This window comes from uncultured Selenomonas sp. (assembly GCF_963528755.1).
In the GTDB taxonomy this organism is placed as follows: domain Bacteria; phylum Bacillota; class Negativicutes; order Selenomonadales; family Selenomonadaceae; genus Selenomonas.
In genome coordinates this window covers 228,848-251,662 of record NZ_CAURXA010000005.1, presented here as the reverse complement: position 1 = coordinate 251,662, position 22,815 = coordinate 228,848, and the positions used below count along the sequence as shown (strand labels likewise).

Genomic DNA, 22,815 nt, shown 5'->3' with positions numbered 1-22,815 from the left:
CTTTGATGCTTTTCCTATTGCAATATCCCCAGCTCGCGCAGCCGCTTGAAATCAATCGTTGTCTTGCGGTGCGGATGACGAGCGAGATACTGCTGCCGCTCAGGTTCCGCTGGATGGAAGCTTACGAGAGGCGCAGCTTTTGCATAGCAGTGACGCGTCAACTTCTTGTTGTGATTCGGGTCGTTGACCGTCACGTTCGCTTCTGTCGCGGCAGGAGGTCTGCCGCGATTCACGATGAAATTCATGTGATATTCGACGAGCGGCGCGTCCTCTGCATCGACGTAGTATACGCCGCTTTGGTACATCGGCCCTTTCGCCGCCCCCTGTCCATCCTTTTCATAGGGATTGACGACGGCGAAGAGGATGTCCAAAAGCTGCGATATATCTGTCTTCTTCGGGTTGTAGGCGATTTCCAGTCCCATGACAGCCTTGATCCAACCGCTTTTCACTGCATCATACGACGGCTCCTCACTCTGTGCATCAATATAGCCGGTACGCGTCGCGACGACGCCGGGCACATGATCGAAAACCGCCTGCAGCTCGTAGAAGCTGCCGCCAGAGACATATAGCCGTTTCGTATACAAGGATCATCCCTCCTCATGGGGATGCAGAAGATCGACATGGCGATCCGAAGCACGATGTATGTCGAAGACATGGATAAGCTCCGCCACACCCTGCGAGGGAGACACCGTCCCCTTGAGCACGGCATCGCGCACTTCCGGCATACGCCCCAGAATCACAGGATCATCAAAGAAGAGGTTGTGCAGGTGCTCGTCGATCATGCTGTTCATCCAGTCGAGCAGTTGACTTTCACGACGCTTCCGGAAAGCGCCATTCTCCTTCGTCGTGCTCTCAAAGATGCGAATGACATCCCAAAGCTCTTTCAATCCCGTCTTTTCCAAGGCAGAAACGAGGTAGGCATGCGTCTGCCAACCCGGCGTCGCGGGACGAATGTACTCGATCATACGCTCGTACTCGCCGCGTGCGACCTGAGCTTTCGTACGATTGTCTCCGTCTGCCTTGTTGATGACGATGGCGTCCGCCAGTTCCATGATGCCCTTCTTGATGCCTTGCAGCTCATCTCCTGCCCCCGTCAGAACGACGAGCAGGAAGAAGTCGACCATCGAGCGAACCGTCGTTTCCGACTGTCCGACGCCGACGGTTTCGATGAGGATGACATCATAACCGGCCGCCTCGCAAAGAAGCATTGTCTCACGACTCTTCCTCGCGACACCGCCCAAAGTGCCTCCGGCAGGCGACGGGCGAATGAATGCCTCTTCCCTGCGCGAAAGCGTGCCCATGCGCGTCTTGTCTCCAAGAATCGAGCCTTTCGTCACCGAGCTTGTCGGATCGACCGTCAGGACTGCGACGCGATGTCCCATGTCGCAGAGCATGTTGCCAAAAGCCTCGATCATCGTGCTCTTTCCCGCTCCCGGGACGCCTGTGATGCCGATGCGCAGAGCCTTCCCCGTATGGGGAAGGAGATCCTGCAGCACCCTCTGCGCCTTCGGGAAATGACGCGGGCTGTTGCTTTCGATGAGCGTGATGGCGCGCGAGAGGATCATGCGATCCCCCGCGGCCACGCCTTTCACATAGTCTTCCACATCAAGAATCATGCGATTCCTTCGGAAACCTGTCTTTCCAAGATCCGGGTTGATGTTGCCGACCGTCAGATCCTTGATGCCGTCAATGCCGCTCATGACGCTCGTGGCAAAATTCTTGTCCGCATTCTCCGGCACCCAGTCCGGCTTCGTGTTCGTGTATTTCGCCATGGTCGTTACCCCGCAGCCATTTCTTCCTTTGCACGTCCAATCAAGAGTTTCAGGAGTTTGACGCCCGCCTCGGGGATGTTCGTTCCCGGAGCGAAGATAGCGACCGCGCCGCTCTTGTAGAGGTGGTCATAGTCCTGCACGGGGATGACGCCGCCGATGCAGACCATGATGTCCTCGCGCCCAAGCTTCTTGAGTTCTTCCACAAGAGCCGGCAGGAGCGTGTTGTGACCGGCAGCCAGCGAGCTGAAGCCAACCATGTGAACGTCGTTATCGACGGCATCCTGCGCCGTCTCATCCGGCGTCTGGAACAGAGGTCCGACATCGACGTCCCAGCCCATGTCAGCGAAGGAGGAGGCGATGACCTTCTGTCCGCGATCGTGACCGTCCTGACCCATCTTGGCGACAAAGATACGCGGCCGGCGACCCGTGAGCTTTTCAAAATCATCGGCAAGCGCACGCGCCTTGTCCAGCTCCGTCTTATCCGTAAACTCCGAAGAGTAGACGCCCGAAATCGTATGAATGACGGCCTGATAGCGACCCGAAACCTTTTCCACGGCATCCGAAATCTCGCCGAGCGAGCAGCGCACGCGCGCCGCTTCGACCGCGCATTCCAAGAGATTGCCGTTGTCGCGCGTCTCGGCGGCCTTCGTGATGGCTTCCAAGGCGGCGCGCACGTCGTCCTCGTTACGGTTTGCACGCAGTTTTTCGAGGCGCTCGACCTGAGCCTGACGCACAGCGGTGTTGTCGATCGCGAGGATTTCCAGCGGATCTTCCTTCTCCAAGCGGTACTTGTTCAAGCCGACAATCGTCTCGTTGCCCGAATCGATTCTCGCCTGACGACGTGCTGCAGCCTCCTCGATGCGCATCTTCGGCAGACCCGTCGGAATCGCCTTCGCCATGCCGCCGAGGGATTCGACTTCCTGAATATGCGCCCAAGCGCGGCGAATGATCTCGTTCGTGAGGGCTTCGACGTAGTAGGAGCCACCCCACGGGTCGATGATCTTGCAGACGCTCGTCTCATCCTGAATGTAGAGCTGCGTATTGCGCGCGATGCGAGCCGAGAAGTCCGTCGGCAGAGCGATGGCCTCGTCGAGAGCGTTCGTGTGCAGCGACTGCGTGTGCCCGAGAGCCGCGCCCATCGCTTCCATCGCCGTGCGCGCGATGTTGTTGAACGGATCCTGCGCCGTAAGCGACCAGCCCGAAGTCTGCGAATGCGTGCGAAGCGCCATGGATTTGGGATTTTCCGCGCCGAACGACTTGACGATCTTCGCCCAGAGGACGCGCGCTGCACGCATCTTGGCGATTTCCATGAAGTAGTTCTTGCCGATTGCCCAGAAGAACGACAGGCGCTTTGCGAAGGCGTCGATCGGAAGTCCCGCCTTGATGCCCGTACGGATGTATTCGAGACCGTCGGCAAGCGTGTAGCCAAGCTCGATGTCTGCCGTCGCGCCAGCCTCCTGCATGTGGTAGCCCGAAATGGAAATGCTGTTGAACTTCGGCATATATTTCGTCGTGTACTCGAAGATATCGCCAATGATGCGCATCGACATATCCGGCGGATAGATGTACGTGTTGCGCACCATGAATTCTTTGAGGATGTCGTTCTGAATCGTACCCGCCATGATCTTCTTGTCAACGCCCTGCTCGACGCCTGACTGAATGAAGAAGGCGAGAATCGGCAGAACGGCGCCGTTCATCGTCATGGAAACCGACATCTGATCGAGCGGAATGCCCGAGAAGAGGATGTTCATGTCGAGCATCGAGCAAACTGAGACGCCCGCCTTGCCGACGTCGCCGATGACGCGCGGATTGTCGGCATCGTAGCCGCGATGCGTCGGCAGGTCGAAGGCGATGGAAAGACCCTTCTGACCGGCCGCAAGGTTTCTGCGGTAGAAAGCGTTCGATTCCTCCGCCGTCGAGAAGCCTGCGTACTGACGCACCGTCCACGGACGGAAAACGTACATCGTCGAGTACGGTCCTCTGAGGCACGGCGGGATGCCGCTCGCAAACTCCAAGTGGTTCATATGATCGTATTCATCGTGATTGTAGAAAGGCTTGATGGGAATCTTCTCCATCGTGCTCTCCATCAGCGAGTCATAGCTCATGCCCGTCGAAGCTTCCAAGCGTTTGCGCCAATCCGCCTCTTTATGAGCAGGCGCACCCTCAAGGTTGATTTTCGTGAAATCAGGGTTCTGTGCCATCACTGAATCATTCCTTTCTTCTTCTGCAGCATCTGCAGCGTCTTGTAGCAGTTGGCACGCACGGAAATGAAGTCATCCACGCCCGCTTCGCGATAAATTGGCTCCAAATCCTTCGGCGCAGCGCCCGCGAGGAAGATCATAGCCGCAGGCAATGCCGCGCGCAGTTTCGGCGCGAGCTCGGGCACAATTTCTGGATATGTCGGATCGGTCGAGCAGATGACGACAGCGTCAGCACCCGACTCCTTCGCAGCGGCAGCCGCTTCGTCCGTCGTCTTGAAGCCGTCGTTCAACAGCACTTCAAAGGCTCCGACCTGCAGGAAGCTCGTCGAGAAATCGGCACGCGCCTTGTGCTGCGGAATGGGGCCCATATTCGCGAGGAAGATCTTCACGTTATCGCCGTCGTGGCTGTCCCTATACTCCTCGGTGATGCGGCGCAGAGCTTCATAGCGCTCGCTCCAGCGGTGCGCTCCAATTGCCGTGATCTTCTCGGCTGCCTCGCCCGTCTGCAAGGCCTCGCGAAGCTCCGCAATCGTCGCACCGGCCTTCGCCGCCTTGACAGCAGCCTCCGCCTTCTCGCCCTTGCCCGCACTCTTCAATGCCGTGAGGCACTCCTTTTTGAATGTCTCGTCCACATCGGCGAGATAGGCTTCGACATCCTTCTTGCGCTTTTCCATAAGTTCCGCCACATCCTCTGTGCGCGGATCGAGCAGTTTCTCCGTCATATTCGGATACATATTGTTGCCGACGATGCGATCTCTGCGCAGTTCGAGCTTCTTGAAGCGATCTTCAAGCGTCTTTGCGACTTCCTCCTGCACATAGCCGACTTCGAGAGCCTTGACGATACCGCCCTTGCCCTCGATCGTCTGGAATTCTGCCCAAATCTTTTCCTGAATTTCTTTCGTCAGCGTCTCGACTGCCCAAGAGCCGCCCGCTGGATCAATCGGCTGCATAAGGCCGAATTCTTCCTGCAGCATGATCTGCACATTGCGCGCGATGCGGCGCGAGAACTCATCACCCTTGCGAATCGGCTCATCGAACGGAGCGTTCTCAAAGGAGTCAAGTCCGCCGACGACACCGGAGAAGATCTCCGTCGTGTTGCGCAGCATGTTGACGTAAGGATCGTAAACCGTCTTGAAAAACAGTGCGGGACGTGCATGTACGTGGATGCGCTGCGCCTCTTCTCCGCCGCCGAACGCCTTGACGATCTGCGCCCAAATCGGGCGAACCGCACGAAGCTTCGCAATCTGCAGGAAGAAGTTCGCGCCCATCGAGAAGCCGAACATCATCTGCCCTGCCGCCTCGTCGACCGTAAGTCCGCGCTCCATGAGGGCACGCAAGTACGCGACGCCGACGGCGAGCGTCGAGGCGACTTCCTGCACATCGTTGGCGCCGCCGCGCGAAACGGCATCGCTGCGCACCATGATCGTCTTGAGATTCGGCGCATACTGTTTTGCCCAGAGAGCGGCCTCCGCCATCTCATCGTAGAGCTGGGGCAGCGAAGCGTAGTTCTCACCGCGCTGAATCAACTCGCCCAAGGGATCTGCTCCCACGAAGCCGCTGAGCTTCGCGAGGTCACCGCCGTCAGACTTGACGGACGCAGCGACGAGAGACAGCATCGGCAGGGACGACGCGCCCGCATAGATGTAGAGCGGATGCTGGTCGAGCTTCAAGCCGTTGAGCGTCGTGTGCATATCCTCAACCGTTGTGATATTGCAGCCTTCATCGCCGATTTTTTCAGCATCCTTGGCATCCTTGTTGAGGAGCGTTGCCGAATCGAGGCGGATGTTGTAGATCGTCGACCCCTTATCTACCTCGTGGCGCAAAAGTTCATTGTTCTCCTCGGGCAGCGTCTCGTCGCACGACTGCGCGATGCCCCAGGGCTGTTCGATATAGCCGTTCGGACGCGCACCGCGCAGGAAGTTATCCATGCCGGGAAAGTCCGTCCTCGGCAGGATCTCGTCCGTCATCTTGTGGGTGTACATCGGCTCGAATGTGATGCCCTCGTACGTTTTCGTGAACATCTTTTTCTCGAAGGGCGCCCCCTTCAAGAGTGCGACGCATGCCTCTTTCCACTCGTCATACGTCGGCGGTTCGAATTCGTCGAGCGGCACATCGGGGAAACTCGTTTGCTGTTCGGCCTTCTTCAAGATGGCCTGCAGGTCAAGATTCTCGTCCTGACCCTTTGTCTCATTGCTCATATTTCCACAGCCTCCCTTGAAATAATACGGAATACAACAAAAAGCCGCCCTGCAGTCGAGGGCGGCTTCATCATTTTCGTGAACAGGCTTGCAGGAAATCTCTTCTGCACATCATGTCCGTGCAAAGTGCATTTTCCAATAAAAAATCCGGTGCAAATCTGCGCCGGAGAGCCTGCCGTGAAACGACAAAATCCCCTACCCATCGCTCGCAGGTACCAGCGCAAATCGCGCTGACGGTGATGTCAAAACAGGCAGTTCTCCTGGCTCAGATTCATCGTCCGATCATGCCTTCCCAGAGATTTCTCCAGTGGCCTTTTATGAAGGACTCCTCTTACAGTGGCGGGACCGCTCCGGCTTCTACCGAATTCCCTATTAAGTCTTGCGACGCCTGTCTCCAACAATATGTTGTTTTCATCTTTATATTAACTCTGTTTATTGGGGATTGTCAATACTCCCGAAGTCTTTTACAATAAAAATATGGTTTGATTCTGCATAGATTTTCTACGATTTTCTACGATTCTTCAAAATTGCACAAGGAGACACAGCATGATCAAAGTTCATGGATCCGTCATCATCGAGCAGGGCGTGACCTTCGCCATCGTCGTCGTCAAGCCCCACGTCACGCAGTACACGGCTCGCGCCGTATCGTTCCGCAATGAGATCGCCCCCTTCTTCCGCAACATGCCCATCGTACTGATGTCGCAGGACAAGGACGGCAATCCGCGCTACTATGGCAGAAAGGACATCGTCGATTTTCTAAAGACGGTCAAGGTCGAGCAGATTCCCTGGAAGACGTACCATATTTATTAAGAAACGCAATTGCCGCCAAAAAGCGCCCGCAAAGGCGCTTTTTGGCGGCAATCCATCAGATCATATTCTTGATATAGGCGTCATAAAGCGCCTTGAGTTCCTCGATCTTGTCATACATCTCCACCTGCAGACCCGACGCCACGGCGTAATCGCCTTCGTGCAAGGCCTTGATGAGAAGCGTGAACAGAGATTTTTCGTCGATGCTGTCCTTCGCGAGATACGAGCGAATGCCGTTGATCTTGTTCCAGTTGTAGGAATCCTGATCCGTCACGAAGGTCGCCTGCACTTCCTTTGCCTTGCGCACGATGTCGCGGTTCTCAGGAATGATGCGGCTGATGAGTTCCGTCTTCCAGCGCAGGAGAGCGCCCGCCTTGAACGCCTCGATGATCTGCGGACGCAGAGCGCCGCCCACCGTGATGGCGGCGACCTTCTCGGGATGATTCTCAAACCCCTGCATATTTTCCCAAACCGTCGCCGGCGGTGCGCCGAAGAGGCGATTTCTTTCCTTTTCGGTGTAATCCTCGAAGACGTCGACCTCGCTACGATAAGCGCGATCCTTTTCAAGATAAAAGCCTTCCTTCCCCGCTTCCTTGGAAAGTTCTGCCAGAAGTTCCTCCGTCGTATGGTGAATCGAGGTCTTCACACCGTCAAGCACTGCAGAATAGACCGCAGCCAAAACAAGGTATATATTGGAATACGGATTGCAGGCGCGCAGTTCGAAGCGCGTCGCATAGGGATTCGCCAAATCGCGAATCAATCCTGCAAGTATCGTGCGGTTGCGCGACGGAATCTCCGGCGTATAGCCGAGCGAAGTGACGATGCAGACGGGCGCTTCAAAGCCGGGCTTCAAGCGGTTGAGCGAATCGTTCGTCGCCGACACGAAGGGATTGATGACCTCATAATTCTTCAAGAGCCCCATGATCGCGCCATAACCGACGGCACTCAGGTAGTCCTTCGTCATATCCTGCGGCGTGAAGAGATTGTGCACCTTGCCGTCTTCCATGACGGCGGCGATGCAGAAATGCGTATGCTCGCCGTTGCCCGCAAGGCCGATCATCGGCTTCGCCTTGAAATTCACCTCAAGGCCGTTCTCACGGAAGACCTCGCGCACCATCGTGCGCACAATCAATTCATTGTCCGCCGCCTGCAGGGCGTCAGAAAAGCGCCAGTCGATCTCGATCTGCTCGCACACATGCGTCATCTTGCCCGACTCGTCAATCTGCGCCTTGAGACCGCCGACCTCCTTGTGCCCCATCTCAACCTGCAGTCCGTAGCGATCGAGCAGCATGACCGCCTGCTCCAACGCCGTGCGCACAGCGCCGTGCGTACGCTGCCAATACTGCTCCTGCATGACCTGAGAAGCCGAAAGTTCCTCCACATTCGTCTCTTCGAGAGGCGTCTTGACCCAGAACTCCAACTCGGTAGCCGAAGTGAACTGGAAATCGACAATCTTCGAGCCGTCGATATGCTCAAGGCCCGAAACGTGCGGATGCTCCTTGAACATCTGCAAGAGTTCCTTTTTCAAGTAGACCAGGGTATCCTTCAAGATGGCACGCGAATCGACGCGCTTGCCGTCATGAATGAGGAAGGACGGAATGCGCAGCGTGCCGATGGGCTTGCCCGTTTCCTCATCGAAATGCTCAAGATTATAATCGATGAACCAGTTCGCTTCCGGATCGATCGGCATGTCGACCTTCGCGTTGTTCAAGATGGCAATGCCCGTCAGCACGACCGAAGAACCGTCCGTCTGCACCGCCGTACCATTGTAGAAATCATCCATATCCTTGAGGAAGATGCGCATCGGTATCTTTTCATCGGTATCATTGCCTGCGAGATCGATGCCGACGAGAGAAACAAACTTTATCTCCGGATGCGCCTCCAAGAGACGAACGATTTCTTTCTTCGAGGAATTTGCTGGAATCACATACAACAAGTCTTCCATTTCAACCATCCTTTTCCTTTCGTGGGCAGACATTTCATTCGCTGCAACGACAGCGGCACAAAAAAAACCGCACAGCAAAGCTTTCCCGTACATGCGCGGAAAACAAAGCTATACGGCAACGCTGCCAACATACTTATCCATGCGACTATCATAGCACCTCCTTCTCCTTCTGTCCAGCAAAATTCTGCCAAAAGCAGGAACTTTTTCCGCTGGCGTGGTATAATCGCTGAAAGACACCTCTCAAGGAAAGGCAGCATCCGCATGGCAAAAAAAGTTTTGCAAACCAGTCGATTCAAAATCTTCGGCATCGTGCAGGGCGTCGGATTTCGCCCCTTCGTCAGCCGCACGGCAAATGCGCTCGGCATCACGGGAGACGTCTGCAACAAGGGCTCCTATGTAGAAGTTCGTGCCCAAGGCACGAAGGACGCTCTGCAAGATTTTCGCAAGAAACTGGAAAAAGAGCCGCCCGAACGCGCAGTCATACTGAAAATCCTGCAAGATTCTATGGAAAAAGCCCCTTTGTTTCACGATTTCCAAATTATCGAAAGCGCCCATGAGAGCGGCGACGTATTTGTTTCACCCGACATCGCCGTCTGTCCCAAGTGTCAAACCGAACTTTTCGATAAAAGCGACCGCCGCTACCTCCATCCGTTCATCAACTGCACCTCTTGCGGTCCCAGGCTCACGATCCTCGACGCCATGCCCTACGACCGCGAGCGTACGAGCATGGGAGCGTTCCCCATGTGCCCGGCGTGCCGTTACGAATACACCCATGCCGAGACGCGCCGCTACGACGCGCAGCCCGTATGCTGCAACGACTGCGGGCCGCACGTCTATCTCTTGGGCGGTGAAGAGCGCGACCATGCTGCAATCACACGCGCAAGGCATGTGCTGCAGGCGGGCGGCATTGTCGCCGTCAAGGGCATCGGCGGCTTTCACCTCGCTTGTGACGCAAGAAATGAGGCGGCCGTGCAGCGGCTGCGCGAGCGCAAAAGCCGCCCGCAGAAGCCCTTCGCCGTCATGCTGCGCGGCCTCGACGCCGTGCGGCGCGAGTGCCGCCTCAGCGACGCACAAAAAGCGCACCTCGACAATCACCAAAAGCCCATCGTACTGCTGGAAAAAAGCGGCAGCGGAAAAATCACTGCGAGCGTCGCACCCGCAATGCCCTCCCTCGGCGTCATGCTGCCCTACACGCCGCTGCACCTTCTGCTCTTTTCCTTGCCCGACGAACTCGCTGATTTCACAGATTGCCTCGTCATGACGAGCGGCAACCCTTCGGGAGCGCCGATCTGCCGTACGGACGAGGACGCACTCGACGCGCTTTCTTCCATCGCCGACCTCATCCTCTCGCACGACCGCGAGATTCGTCTGCGCGCCGATGACAGCGTCATGGATTTCTACGAAGGTGCGCCTTATATGATTCGACGCAGCCGCGGCTACGCACCGCTTCCCTTGATGCTCTCTGCCGATTTCCAAGGCTCGGTTCTCGGCATTGGCGGCGAACTCAAGAACACTTTCTGCCTTGCCAAGAATTCACTCTTCTACCCCTCGCCCTATCTCGGCGATATGAGCGATCTGCGCACCCTCCGAGCTCTGCGCCAAGCCCTGCCGCGCATGAAGCGTCTGCTCGCCATCACTCCCGTCGCCGTCGCCGCCGACCTTCATCCGCGCTACGAAACGAGCCGCTTCGCCGAAACCTTGGGACTTCCCATCTTCAAGGTGCAGCATCACCACGCGCATGTGCTCTCCGTCATGGCGGAGAACGATCACCTCTCCCCCGTCATCGGCGTGAGTTTCGACGGCACAGGCTACGGTACGGACGGAACGATCTGGGGCGGCGAAATCATGCTCGCTACAACGCGTGATTTTCAAAGGCTCGCCTCCCTTGCGCCCTTCTTCCATGCAGGCGGCGACCTCGCCGCGCGAGAAGGCTGGCGTCTTGCCGTTTCCTTGCTCCATCTTTACTGCGGCAGGGAGGATGCCCTCCTCCACAGCAAAAAACTCGGCCTTGCGACAGAAAAAGAAGCTGCCTCCGTCATCTTCCAACTGGAGAATGGCTTGCATACGACGATTTCGACGAGCGCGGGGCGGCTCTTCGATGCCGTCAGCGCCTTGCTCGGCATCCGCCGCATCTCCACCTATGAGGGAGAAGCCGCCGTATACCTGCAATTCGCAGCTGAGACCGCCGAAAAGGCTGGAAATTCTGCACAAGCGGACGCGCTGCTCGCACGCTGGAAAGCGGACGGCACGCTCCAAGCGACGCCGGCAGAAAGCGCCATTACGATTACGGACGGTCGCTTCCTGCTGACCTCAAACGATTTATTCTGCCATCTGCTGCAATATCGCCTGCAAAATGTGTCAAGCGACCTCCTAGCACTCGCTTTTCATCGCGGACTTGCCGCCGCCATCCGCGACGCTTGCAAAAACGCGCGTGAAATGACAGGCTGCAGCACGGCGGCACTGACAGGCGGCGTATTTCAAAACACCTTGCTGTTGCGCCTGACACAAAACGCATTGGAAAAAGACGGGTTTCATGTCCTGCATCACAGCATCATCCCGCCGAATGACGGCGGCATCGCCGTCGGACAGGCGCTCTTCGCCATGCAGTGCCTGAAGGACAAATAGAGCAACTACGAATAGAAAGGAACTTTTCATGGGACTTAACGATACACCCTCGGGCGAACGCCTGCACATCGGCTTTTTCGGCCGCCGCAATGCCGGGAAATCCAGCCTCATCAATGCCATCACGGGACAGGAAGTCGCCGTCGTCTCCCCCAAAAAGGGTACGACGACCGACCCTGTGACGAAAGCGATGGAACTTCTTCCGCTCGGCCCCGTCCTCCTCATCGACACACCGGGCTTTGACGACACGGGCGACCTGGGCGAACTCAGAGTCAAGAGGACGCGCCGCATCTTGAACAAGACGGATATCGCCGTTCTCGTCCTCGATGCCGCTGAAGGCATGACAGCGGTCGACGAAGAGCTGATGCAGATTTTTCGCGAGAAGGACATCCCCCATCTCATCGTCTGCAACAAATGCGAGGTCGAAAAGCCTCCTTCCTCTGCCGGCAATGAAAGCATACTCCAAGTCAGCGCTATGAAAAACCTCGGCATAAACGAGCTGAAAGAACGCTTGAGCCAGATTGCGCCGCAAGAAAAACCCCGCGCTTTCGTGCGCGATCTGCTTGCCCCGCACGCTCTCGTCTTGCTCATCACGCCCATGGACAAGGCGGCGCCGAAAGGCCGGCTCATCCTGCCTCAGCAGCAAGCGATTCGGGACATCTTAGAAGCAAGAGCCCTTCCTCTCATCTGTCAGGAAACGGAGATTTCCGCTGCACTTGACAGTCTGAAGAACTCACCTGATCTCGTTATCTGCGACAGCCAGATCTTCAAAAAAGCGGCTTCTTTCATACCCGAGTCCATCCCTCTGACCTCCTTCTCCATCCTTATGGCGCGTTACAAAGGCTTTCTTTCTGAGGCCGTAAACGGCATCGCCGCTCTCCCTCGCCTTGCGGACGGCGATGTCGTACTCATTTCCGAAGGCTGCACGCACCATCGTCAATGCAACGATATCGGCACGGTCAAGATTCCGCATTGGCTCACAGAACACACAAAGAAGAAGCTGCTTTTTGAAACCTCAAGTGGCCAGACCTTCCCCGAGGATCTGCAGAAGTATCAGCTCATCATCCATTGCGGCGGCTGTATGCTCAATCAGCGCGAGATGCTTTATCGCATGAAATGCGCTAAAGATCAAGGCGTGCCCATGACGAACTACGGCACGCTCATCGCTCATCTGCATGGTATCCTGCAGCGCAGTTTGTGCCTTTTTCCGTGTCTTGCTGAAAGAATAAAAGATTAGGACTTTCCTATCTTTTTCTATAAAATGCACATTTTCTCTTAATTTTCATCATGATCATCCTATCCTTTTGCAGGGATTTCTCTTTTTATCTAGAAAGAATAACGGAAAAGCATTTTTAGGAGAAGGCTTATCCGTCCTTTGGCCTAAGTACAACTACAAGGGGCAAAACAGAGTACGAAGCCATACCCCAACTTTGAGGAGGAATATTTCATGGCTCTGCCAGAAACCATCAAAACAAATGAAGACATCATCAACGCCTTCAAAGCCGTGCTCCCCTATCTGAATGAAGTGGTGGAAGCTGATATCGCCTCTGTTCTCTCGGATGGAACGAAATGTCTTGCCTTTGTACCCGCCAAGAGTTTTTCCCTCCCGCTGAACGTAGGGGATTCCATGCTCGAACATCCGGCAATCCAGGACGCAATACGTACCAAGCGTCCATCAATCGTCGAGCTGCCCGCCTCCGTTGCCGGCGTTGCGCTTCGCACTGCCGGAGCACCGATCTTCGGCATAAACGGCGAGGTGATCGGCGCCATCGCTGCCGGCTTCCGTCCGAGCGCCACGGAAACCGTGCTTGAGAACATCGAACGCATATCATCTGCCGTGCAGACGATTCATGCTTCCGTTCAGCAGGTCGCGGAAAGTGCCAACGAACTTGCAAAATCCGGACAGGAATCCGTTTCCCAAGCCACTATCCTGCAGGAACGCAATGCGGAAACGATCAAGGTCATCGACTTTATCAACGGCATCGCCCAGCAGACGAACCTCCTCGGTCTCAATGCCGCCATCGAAGCGGCGCGTGCAGGCGAGCAGGGAAAAGGCTTCGCCGTCGTCGCCGAAGAGGTGCGAAAGATGGCGGAACAGTCGCGCACGGCCACGGAGAAAATTCAAGCGACTCTTTCTGAAATGAACAAAGCTGTCATGGAAATCTCCAAATCCATCGAATCAACTGGTGCCATCAGCGAGGAGCAGGCCGCCTCAACCGAAGAAATTACGGCGAGCCTTGCAGGGGCGCGCGACATCATCGAAGATCTCAAGCGCTTCGTCAAAGAACTGAAATAAACTACACGCACAAGTATTCGCCTCGTAGCCATTGTGCGCTGCCTTTAATGAAAGTACCCCCGTTTCATGCAAGAAACGACTGATATGGAGGAGGAACATCCCTATGGCATTGCCAGAAAATATCCAGACGAACGAACAGCTCATCGACGCCTTCAAACTCGTACTGCCCTATCTGAATCCCATCCTGCCAGACGATACGCGGCTCGTCATATCATCGCCCGAAGCCATCCTCGACGTCGCACCTGCAAAACACTTGCAGATCAAGAGTTCTCCCGGAGACTCTGTGCGCAACATCGCCGTCGTACAGCAGGCGTTCAACGAACGCCGCACGACATCTTCGGCGCTCGATCCAAGCCTTTACGGCGTACCGATTCATGTTACGGCGGCACCCGTTACCGGGCCGAACGGCGATGTTCCCATCGTCATTTCTTCAAGCTACGAAATCAGTGATACGCTGAACAAGATTGCCGACAACATCGACCGCATCGCCAATGCAACGGAAACCGTATATCAGTCCATCGAGCAAGTCGCCAACAGTGCAGGCGAGCTTGCCCGCACGGGGCAGGAATCCGTTTCGCAGGCAAGCACGCTGCAGGAGCGAAACGCAGAGACTATCAAGGTCATCGACTTCATCAACGAAATCGCCCAGCAAACGAATCTCTTGGGTCTCAACGCCGCCATCGAGGCTGCGCGCGCCGGCGAGCAAGGCAGAGGCTTCGCCGTCGTCGCTGAAGAGGTCAGAAAACTTGCTGAGCAGTCCCGCACGGCCACAGAGAAGATTCAAGAAACCCTTTCCGAAATGAATAAATCCGTCGCGGAAATCTCCAAATCTATCGAGTCGACAGGCGCGATCAGCGAAGAACAAGCTGCTTCCACGCAGGAAATCACAGACAACCTCTCGCGCGTGCGTGACATCATCACAGAACTGCAGAACTTTGTCAACGGGCTGCAGAAATAAGTCAACAATAAAAGAGCCGCACAATGCCAAATACAAGAAGCATCGTGCGGCTCTTTTTTATTTAAGGAGAACAAGTTCAAACAGAAAAACGACAACACAGCAGGCAGCGGAGACTTGAAAAAGGCTCGCACCCACCCAAGCGAGCGAAATGCCGGCCAAAAGAGCTGCCACACCTGCTGCCGGCATCTGTGTAGCGTCGACAATGGCAGGAAAGGTCATGACGGCCAAGGTCACATAAGGCACATAGTAGAGAAAAGAGCGCAGGAAACAGCTCTTGATCGGGCGGCGCAGAAGCGTCAGCGGCACGAGACGGATGGCGAGCGTCACGGCAGTCATGACGAGGATGTAAAGGAAAACGTCATGCTTCATCCATCATTTCCCCTTCCTCCGTCTCTCGCAAAGGAAAGAGCCATGCCGCCGCACTTGAAAGAAGCACCGTAAGAACAATCGTCCGCGACGATGCGGAAAGCTCCGAAACAAACGGCAGGTTCGCCGCCAAAAAGCTCATGGCGAAGCTGATGAATACAAGCGCCAAGACAATCTTGTTCTCTTTCCCCGGCGGAATGATGATGGCAATGAACATACCGTAGAGCGCCACGCTCAATGCGCTGAGCAAGGACGGCGGCAGGATGTCGCCCGCCACAATGCCAAGAGACGTCCCCAAAGCCCAAACGGGTACGGCGAGCGACATCGCTCCATAATTGTAAGCAGGCCGCAGGAAGCCTTGACGTGAAATCGATATACCAAAGATCTCATCCGTAATGCCGAAGCCTACTCCCAGGCGGTGATAAAAAGGCGTCGCAGGTGAAAACTTCTGACTGAGCACACAGCTCATGAGCATGTAGCGCGCATTCGCCACGAGCGTGATCGCCGCCATTTCCCAATACGGAGCGTCCGCAGCGATGACGGTGAATGCTGCATACTCTCCCGCCGAAGCGAGGTTAAATAAGCTCACAACAAAGCCGTCAACAGCATCAAGCCCCACATTATGCGCCGTTATGCCGAGCGTAAAGCTCACGACGAGATATCCAAGCGCAATCGGAGTGCCGTCGCGCATGCCTTCGCGGAAAAGCTGCCGATTCGTTTTCTCACCGATGGGCGCTCCTGTCATTTCGCCGACACTTTGCTCATGAACTTCTCGCGGTTCACGAGAACGCGTTCATGAAGCCCCTCTCCGATCTCCCCCGCCTCGTCAAAAGCCTTGACGGCAAATGTAACCTGACGTCCGTCGAAGCTCTTGACCTCCGCTTCGGCGTGCACACTGCGTCCCAGAGCCGTCGCCGCCTTATGACGAATATTAAGCGAAATGCCCACCGAAGTCCAATCGGACGGCACAAGTTCGTCGACGAGTTCCGCCGCCGCCTGCTCCATCAGAGCCGTCATCGCAGGTGTGGCGAATACGGGCAAAGATCCGCTCTTCATCTCGATGGCGGTGTTCTCCTCCGTCACTTTTGCTGCAGCTTCGCGCTTCATACCTACTTCAATCTTCGTTTCCACCATGGTGAATTCCCCCTATAAAAATTTTCCACAGCATCCTAAGAATTATCTGACCCTCATAACTCATAGAGCATCTTTGCACGCTCGATATAGTTCGGATCGCTGCTGCTGCTCAGCCACTCGATCACACCCTTCTGCCCGCTTTCCCGCAGAGCATCGGCTTCCAACAGGCGACGCTTAAGTTCGCGAGCCGTACCCGCCGCACCGTCAAAAATCTGCACAGCCCGACCCACGACATCTTGAATCGCATCGCGCACAAAAGGAAAATGCGTGCAGCCAAGGACGACGCAATCGATAGGATCTTGCGATACGCTCGAAAACCGCTCTTCCAGATACTCGTGCAGAGCTGCCGAGTGAATCTCGCCACACTCGACGAATTCCACAATCTCAGGGCATGGCAGCTTGACGATATCCCCTGCATCTTTGAATCGCTCCATGAGACGTGCAAACTTCTTCTGTCTAAGCGTCGCATGCGTCGCCATGACGACGACGCGCGGCTTTTCACCGCTCAAGATTGCAGGCTTCAACGCCGGCTCCATACCGATGATCGGCATCTGCCTGTATCTTCGGCGCAGCGGCGCACAGGCGGCGCTCGTCGCCGTATTGCAGGCAAGCACGACGGCTTTGACACCCTCTGCCGCCATGCGGTCGATCTGCGCCGTCGTCAAGGCGCGAATCTCTCGCTCCGTTCGCTCGCCATAAGGCGCATGGGCGGCATCACCAAAATAAATGAAATCCTCCTTCGGCAAAAGAGAAACAAGCTCGCGCAGCACGCTGATGCCGCCGAGTCCTGAATCAAAAACACCGATGGGCTGCTCCTTTTTCACGTCGTCCAATGCATCCTTCCCATACGCAAGAATCCGCCTCTTACATATTCTAATGAGTTTGCCGCGAAAAATCAACCGCAAGCATTGTTTCCTTTACAAGACGGAAGAAAAAATATATAGTAACCTTTGAGGACAGCAGATCTGGGAGACTTCATTATATCAGCGCTCCTTAAAAAGCACATCATACAAAAATCCCTGCAGGAGGTTTCTCTATGGCAAAACAACATCTCGCCGCCATCGAATATATCCGCGGCATTTCCATGCTCGGCGTCATCGGCATCCATGTCGGTTCGCAATACTTGATGAATCCCTCATCCAACGCACATCTGACAGCGCTTTTCGAGATTGCCACACGCTTCAGCGTGCCCATCTTCTTCTTCATTTCCGCTTTCGGCATCTTTTACAATATGGATTTGGACAAGCCTTTCAGCTATCGCCACTTCCTGCAAAAACGCTCGCGTGCCGTCGTCCTGCCGTATCTCGTCTGGTCTCTCTTCTACCTCCTGCATGACGGCTGGCTTTATGGTGTCGGCTTTCCAGCGCCGCTCTCGCTCGCGTCCCTCATTTTCTTCGGCAATGCCAAGTACCAGCTTTACTTCCTCGTAATCCTCATTTGGTTCTACCTCCTCATGCCGCTTTGGATTTCCGTAGTAAAGCATATCAACGGCAAGGGGCTTCTGCTCCTCTTCGCACTGCAGGTCGCCTTCGACTACTTTTCAAGTTTCAATGTCCCTTTCAATACCATGGTTTACGGCATGGAAAATCCCGTGCTCAAGAGTTTCCTGCTCTATCGGCTCAATTATTGGGTGCTCCACTACGTCTTCATCTTCGTCATCGGCGGCTACCTCGCCGTGCATTTCGACGCTTTCAAGGCATTCATGCACAACGAGCGAAAGAGCATCTGTCTCTTCTTCGCGGTGTCCCTCATAGGATTGCTCAGCTATTATTACTTTCTGCTCTCCTTCCGCAATTATACGCAAATGGACGCCATCAACACGGCGCATCAGCTTTGTCCGCTCGGTATCGTCTACACCCTAGCCGCGTCCATTTTCTTCTTCACGATTTTCACCGAGCAGCGGTATCCGCAGATACTCAACTCCCTCTTTTCTCTCCTAGGCAGGCATTCGTACTTCGCCTACCTCGTCCACCCTCTCTTCATCGGCTACATGATGCTTGCGCTCGAAGGGCGCGGCATCATCATGACAGCGCCCAAGGCAATCGCCTTTTATCTCGCAACTGTCGTCCTTTCCATAGCAGCGGCTGCAATCACCCGCTCCATCGGAGAAAGATTCCCCATGCTGAACATGCTCATCTTAGGGAAGCGCTGATAAATTCAGCCACCCATCTTCGCACATCTGCACTGTCCTCTCATCGTCGACAAATCCTCGACGTAGCACCGCTACGCCTGCGGTTTGTCTCCTCGATAGATACAGCGCATCTGTGCAAATCTGGGCGACCTCATTTTATCAGCGCTTCCTTGGGCATTGCCGCTTCAAAGAAGAAATAAGCATTCGACGAAACTCGCCGAGCGTTATTGCTCAGCGAGTTTTTTCAATGTCTGAGAAAGAATTTCTACCAACGGCACTACGGTTGGCAGTTCAAGACTTTCCTTAGGACTGTGAATGTCGTGCGTCGTCACGCCGACGGAAACGAACTTCATCTGCGGATTCTTACGATAGAACCAACCGCACTCCAGCCCCGCATGAATTGTCTCGACTTTCATCGGCTTGCCCATGCGCTGCTCAAAAGCCTCCGCGATGAGTTTCGCGAGCGGATTGTCCATGTCTTCGTCCCAACTCGGCGCAATCGTGCCGATATGAAGCGCAAAGCCCGTAAGTTCTGCCAGATCCTTCGCCATGCGGCAAAATTCAAAGAGCTTGCCCTCCACACTGGAACGCGGATAAAAGTCGATGTCGATATCCGCACCCTCCATGTGCACGACGCCGAGATTCGCAGAGGTTTCCACCATGCCCGGCGTGACGGCGGACATCTGGTAGACGCCCGTATGGAAAAGGCGCAGGATGCGCAGCAAGTTTGCTGCATCCTCTGGCGTAAAAGTCTTCTCTGTATGCGGCGCTTCTGCAAGTGACAACTTAAGCGACGGCTCTGTTACGCTGTACGTCCGATGAAACTTCTCTTCTTCCTGCTCCAAGGCTTCGCGCAGGGCTTCCTCCGTCGCCTCTGTCACGACGATTGCCTCCGCCTCCGACGCGATCGCATTCTTCGCCTTGCCGCCCGTAAGCGAGGCAAGTGAGAAATCCACGCCTGCCTCCTGCAGTCCTGCCAGCGCCAAGGACAATAGACGCAGTGCATTGGCGCGTCCTTCACCTATCTCCTCGCCCGAGTGCCCGCCTTTTAGTCCTTCGACGGCAATCTGCCACGCTTTTCCCTTCGCAGCAACAACAAACTTCATCGTGCGCGAAAATGTCAGATCGACTCCGCCCGCACTGCCGACACAAAGCTCATCGAGATTCTCCGAATCGCAGTTGATCAGATACTGCGCATCCTTCAGATATTTCTCCGCCAAGTGGATGGCGCCCGTCATGCCGCGTTCTTCGTCAACGGTGAAGATCGCACGCACGGGGCCGTTCTCCTTCACGTGGCGCAAGATGTGCAGGATGATGGCGACGCCGATGCCATCATCCGCCCCAAGGCTCGTCCCTTCCGCATGCAGGACATCGCCCTCTTCCACAAGTCGGATGGCATCGTGCAGCGGATCATAAGCGACGCCCGATGCAGCGACACAAACCATATCCATGTGCCCTTGGAGAATGACGCGCGGGGCATTCTCTCTGCCTGGCGCAGCGGCAAGATCGGCGATGATGTTGTTCCTCTCATCCTGCACGACCTCAAGCCCCATCTCGCGCAAATGTGCGAGGAGATAGTCGCTGACTGCCTTCTCGTGTCCCGATGGGCGCGGAATCGCGGCGAGGGCACGAAACTCTTTCATGACACTTTCTAAAATATCGCTCTTTTTCATAAGTCGCTCCTTCTTTCCATAGAAAAGGCAGGGCAATCAAGCCTGACTGCCCTGCCCAAGGAAGCATCCATTCCCTGCATCCGCAAGGAAAGCCTCCTGACACCTCATATTCAATCTTGCAAGGGAATCGGCTCGGCCTCATAGACGTTCACGCCATCCGGCGCATAGAGCACCATGGCCGTGGAAACGCGCTTGACTTCACCGTTCATAATGTAGCACACACCATTGATGAAATCGCAGAGACGGCGCTGCTCCTCAAGCTCAACGCGCTCATAATTCACGAGCACCGCCCTGCCGGCCTTCAAATCATCGGCGATTTCCTGAACCTGATCGAAACTGCGCGGCACATAGATCTTCACGTTGAGCGAAGGAATCTGCGTCGTATGAACCGTCAGCTTCGGACGCTCCTGCTGAACCGTCACACGCGTGCGCGGCGCATGCACCGCCGTCGTATAGCGCGGGCGGCGCAGCTCCGACGCAGATGGATACATCGGCGGCTCTGCCGACGCATAGGAAATTGATGCACCGTTAGAAACCTTGCGTTCCTCATAAGAGTCAGCGCTCATCATACGTTCCTCTTCTTGCTCCTCTTTCCTTGCCGACTCTGTTTTGACGACTTCTTCTTCCTCCACGGGCATGAGGAAGTCCGTCACCCTTTTCAAAAAATCCACCGCACTCCGCCTCCAGCGTAATAATTCCATGATAGCGACAAAATAAACCGAACAAATGATTGGAAACCTCTTAATGAATCATGCTTACTATGTTCGCTCTTTCTTTCGGAAATCCTCTAAAAAAGTTAAGTATCTGGAAAAAGTTTTCCCGATGGGCGCATAAGATAGATATCCCCATCGAAAAGTCCTGCCATCACTGTTACTTTCGTGCATTTTTATTCGCACGTCCGCGAGCTGTACGATCGAGTATCGCCTTGCGCAAGCGGATATTTTCCGGTGTGACCTCGACAAGTTCGTCCTCGTTGATGTACTCAAGCGCCTGCTCAAGACTCAAGATGCGCGGCGGCACGAGACGGATTGCCTCATCGGAAGAAGACGTGCGCATGTTGGAAACATTCTTCTTCTTGCACGGATTGATGTCGATGTCGAGTTCGCGCGAATTTTCGCCGACGATCATGCCTTCGTAGACCTGCTGACCCGGCGAAATGAACATCGTGCCGCGATCCTGCAGCGTGTAGATGCCGTAGCCCGTCGTCTCACCCTGCTCGAACGCCACGAGCGAGCCGCGCGTGCGCCCGGGAATGTCTCCCTTGAAAGGGACGTAGCCGCAGAACACATGGTTCATGATGCCGTTGCCCTTCGTATTCGTCAAAAGTTCCGAGCGGAAACCGATGAGTCCGCGTGCAGGAATGACGAACTCCATGCGCATGTAGCCCGAAACCTCCGTCATATTGGAAAGCTCCGCCTTGCGCGTGCCCAGAGACTCCATGACCGCACCCATATACTCCTGGGGAACTTCGATCGTCAAGTTTTCCATCGGCTCGCACTTCTGCCCGTTGATCGTCTTGTAGACAACCTCGGGCTTGCCGACTTGAAGTTCATAGCCCTCGCGGCGCATCGTTTCAATGAGGATGGAAAGATGCAGTTCGCCGCGTCCCGACACCTTGAAGACATCGGCGGAATCTGTCTCCTCAACGCGCAGGCTGACATTCGTCTCCACTTCCTTGAAGAGACGGTCGCGCAGATGGCGCGAGGTCACAAACTGCCCTTCCCTGCCGGCAAAGGGGCTCGTATTGACGCCGAAGGTCATGGAAAGCGTCGGCTCGTCGATATTGATCGTCGGCAGAGCTTCGGGATTTTCCGCATCCGCCACCGTATAGCCGATGCTGACATCACCAAGACCCGTCAGAGCAACGATATCACCCATCTGTGCCTCAGGCACCTCGACACGCTTCAACCCCTGATAGACGAAGATCTTGCCGACGCGCGCCTTCGACTCATGGTCGCCGCTCAAGAGAGCGACACTCTGGTTCGCTTTCACACTGCCGCGAATGATTCTGCCGACGGCAACCTTGCCGACATACTCATCGGCTTCGAGCGTCGTAACCATCATCTGCAGCGCACCATCTGCATCACCCGAAGGGGCAGGAATGTCCTTAATGATGGTTTCCAGCAAGGGGACGAGGTTGTCACTCTCGTCTTCCATGTTGTACTTCGCAATACCTTCGCGCGCCGTTGCGTAGATACAAGGGAAGTCCAGCTGCTCATCGTCCGCATCAAGCTCCATGAACAGCTCAAGAACTTCATCATAAACATCATCAACACGCTGATCAGGGCGATCGATCTTGTTGATGACGACAATGGGCTTAAGTTTCTGCTCAAGCGCCTTCCTTAAGACATACTTCGTCTGAGGCATCGGACCCTCGAAGGCGTCAACAAGCAGCAGCACGCCGTCCACCATGTTGAGCACACGCTGCACCTCGCCGCCGAAATCCGCATGACCCGGCGTGTCGACGATATTGATCTTCACGTCATTGTAGAGGATCGAGGTATTCTTGGAAAGAATCGTAATACCGCGCTCGCGCTCCAAATCCCCGGAATCCATGACGCGCTCTGCCACCTGCTCGTTCGAGCGGAAAACATGGCTCTGCCGCAGCATGGCGTCAACCAGCGTCGTCTTTCCATGGTCGACGTGGGCGATGATCGCGATATTCCTCAACTTTTCATTTACACTCATTTTTGTCCGATGTCCTCCTAAATA

Annotated in this window: 18 protein-coding genes and 1 riboswitch; of the genes, 6 read left to right on the top strand and 12 right to left on the bottom strand. The window is 55.3% G+C overall.

The window, feature by feature from the left end; translation table 11 throughout:
- Positions 1-14: 14 nt before the first annotated feature.
- The 4 genes from RWS31_RS07895 to RWS31_RS07880 are packed head-to-tail and all read right to left on the bottom strand — an operon-like array spanning position 15 to position 6,171.
- Positions 15-584 (bottom strand): peptide-methionine (S)-S-oxide reductase, encoded by a 570-nt coding sequence (locus RWS31_RS07895; RefSeq protein WP_009646231.1) that lies wholly within the window; start codon positions 582-584, stop codon positions 15-17.
- A 3-nt stretch (positions 585-587) separates the two neighbouring features.
- Complete coding sequence (gene meaB, locus RWS31_RS07890) at positions 588-1,772, bottom strand: methylmalonyl Co-A mutase-associated GTPase MeaB (RefSeq protein WP_006193052.1); 1,185 nt, start codon at positions 1,770-1,772, stop codon at positions 588-590.
- 5 nt (positions 1,773-1,777) lie between these two features.
- Positions 1,778-3,973, bottom strand: a complete 2,196-nt coding sequence (scpA, locus tag RWS31_RS07885) for a methylmalonyl-CoA mutase (RefSeq protein ID WP_009646212.1) — start codon at positions 3,971-3,973, stop codon at positions 1,778-1,780.
- Positions 3,973-6,171, bottom strand: a complete 2,199-nt coding sequence (locus RWS31_RS07880) for a methylmalonyl-CoA mutase family protein (RefSeq protein WP_314597327.1) — start codon at positions 6,169-6,171, stop codon at positions 3,973-3,975. Before RWS31_RS07880 ends, scpA begins: the two co-directional genes overlap by 1 nt.
- 232 nt (positions 6,172-6,403) lie before the next feature.
- Positions 6,404-6,578, bottom strand: a riboswitch (cobalamin riboswitch).
- Between the two features lie 139 nt (positions 6,579-6,717).
- Between RWS31_RS07880 and RWS31_RS07875 the strand changes: the two genes are divergently transcribed.
- On the top strand, positions 6,718-6,981 hold the full coding sequence (locus RWS31_RS07875) for a hypothetical protein (RefSeq protein ID WP_294175387.1): 264 nt from the start codon (positions 6,718-6,720) through the stop codon (positions 6,979-6,981).
- A 55-nt stretch (positions 6,982-7,036) separates the two neighbouring features.
- On the opposite strand, the gene RWS31_RS07870 is transcribed toward RWS31_RS07875, so the two are convergent.
- Complete coding sequence (locus RWS31_RS07870) at positions 7,037-8,923, bottom strand: glutamine synthetase (RefSeq protein WP_265071610.1); 1,887 nt, start codon at positions 8,921-8,923, stop codon at positions 7,037-7,039.
- A gap of 261 nt (positions 8,924-9,184) precedes the next feature.
- Between RWS31_RS07870 and hypF the strand changes: the two genes are divergently transcribed.
- The 4 genes from hypF (at position 9,185) to RWS31_RS07850 (ending at position 14,799) form a co-directional block, all read left to right on the top strand.
- Positions 9,185-11,548 carry a carbamoyltransferase HypF gene (hypF, locus tag RWS31_RS07865; RefSeq protein ID WP_314597326.1) on the top strand — a complete coding sequence of 788 codons (2,364 nt, stop codon included), beginning with the start codon at positions 9,185-9,187 and terminating at the stop codon, positions 11,546-11,548.
- 28 nt (positions 11,549-11,576) lie between these two features.
- Positions 11,577-12,782 (top strand): [FeFe] hydrogenase H-cluster maturation GTPase HydF, encoded by a 1,206-nt coding sequence (gene hydF / locus RWS31_RS07860; RefSeq protein WP_314597323.1) that lies wholly within the window; start codon positions 11,577-11,579, stop codon positions 12,780-12,782.
- Positions 12,783-12,992: 210 nt separating this feature from the next.
- Positions 12,993-13,841, top strand: a complete 849-nt coding sequence (locus RWS31_RS07855) for a methyl-accepting chemotaxis protein (protein WP_314597321.1) — start codon at positions 12,993-12,995, stop codon at positions 13,839-13,841.
- Positions 13,842-13,944: 103 nt separating this feature from the next.
- Positions 13,945-14,799 (top strand): methyl-accepting chemotaxis protein, encoded by an 855-nt coding sequence (locus RWS31_RS07850; RefSeq protein ID WP_314597319.1) that lies wholly within the window; start codon positions 13,945-13,947, stop codon positions 14,797-14,799.
- A 57-nt stretch (positions 14,800-14,856) separates the two neighbouring features.
- Here RWS31_RS07850 and RWS31_RS07845 read toward each other — a convergent pair whose 3' ends face one another.
- Genes RWS31_RS07845 through murI form a run of 4 tightly spaced genes read right to left on the bottom strand, consistent with a single transcriptional unit; the run spans position 14,857 to position 17,123 of the window.
- Positions 14,857-15,168: an AzlD domain-containing protein gene (locus tag RWS31_RS07845; RefSeq protein WP_294175392.1), complete on the bottom strand. Its 312-nt coding sequence runs from the start codon at positions 15,166-15,168 to the stop codon at positions 14,857-14,859.
- Positions 15,158-15,910: an AzlC family ABC transporter permease gene (locus RWS31_RS07840; protein ID WP_314597317.1), complete on the bottom strand. Its 753-nt coding sequence runs from the start codon at positions 15,908-15,910 to the stop codon at positions 15,158-15,160. Before RWS31_RS07840 ends, RWS31_RS07845 begins: the two co-directional genes overlap by 11 nt.
- Entirely contained in the window at positions 15,907-16,299 is a 393-nt protein-coding gene (locus RWS31_RS07835; RefSeq protein ID WP_009646268.1) for a thioesterase family protein, read from the bottom strand. Before RWS31_RS07835 ends, RWS31_RS07840 begins: the two co-directional genes overlap by 4 nt.
- A gap of 53 nt (positions 16,300-16,352) precedes the next feature.
- On the bottom strand, positions 16,353-17,123 hold the full coding sequence (murI, locus tag RWS31_RS07830; protein ID WP_314597354.1) for a glutamate racemase: 771 nt from the start codon (positions 17,121-17,123) through the stop codon (positions 16,353-16,355).
- A gap of 212 nt (positions 17,124-17,335) precedes the next feature.
- Between murI and RWS31_RS07825 the strand changes: the two genes are divergently transcribed.
- Positions 17,336-18,451: an acyltransferase gene (locus tag RWS31_RS07825; protein ID WP_314597315.1), complete on the top strand. Its 1,116-nt coding sequence runs from the start codon at positions 17,336-17,338 to the stop codon at positions 18,449-18,451.
- A gap of 203 nt (positions 18,452-18,654) precedes the next feature.
- Here RWS31_RS07825 and pepD read toward each other — a convergent pair whose 3' ends face one another.
- From pepD to typA, 3 genes are all read right to left on the bottom strand, one after another.
- The gene (pepD, locus tag RWS31_RS07820) at positions 18,655-20,103 is read right to left on the bottom strand and encodes a beta-Ala-His dipeptidase (RefSeq protein ID WP_314597313.1); all 1,449 of its coding nucleotides are present in this window, start codon (positions 20,101-20,103) and stop codon (positions 18,655-18,657) included.
- A 110-nt stretch (positions 20,104-20,213) separates the two neighbouring features.
- Positions 20,214-20,774: a cell division protein SepF gene (locus RWS31_RS07815; RefSeq protein WP_009646252.1), complete on the bottom strand. Its 561-nt coding sequence runs from the start codon at positions 20,772-20,774 to the stop codon at positions 20,214-20,216.
- A 199-nt stretch (positions 20,775-20,973) separates the two neighbouring features.
- The gene (typA, locus tag RWS31_RS07810; protein WP_314597310.1) at positions 20,974-22,791 is read right to left on the bottom strand and encodes a translational GTPase TypA; all 1,818 of its coding nucleotides are present in this window, start codon (positions 22,789-22,791) and stop codon (positions 20,974-20,976) included.
- Positions 22,792-22,815 lie beyond the last annotated feature (24 nt).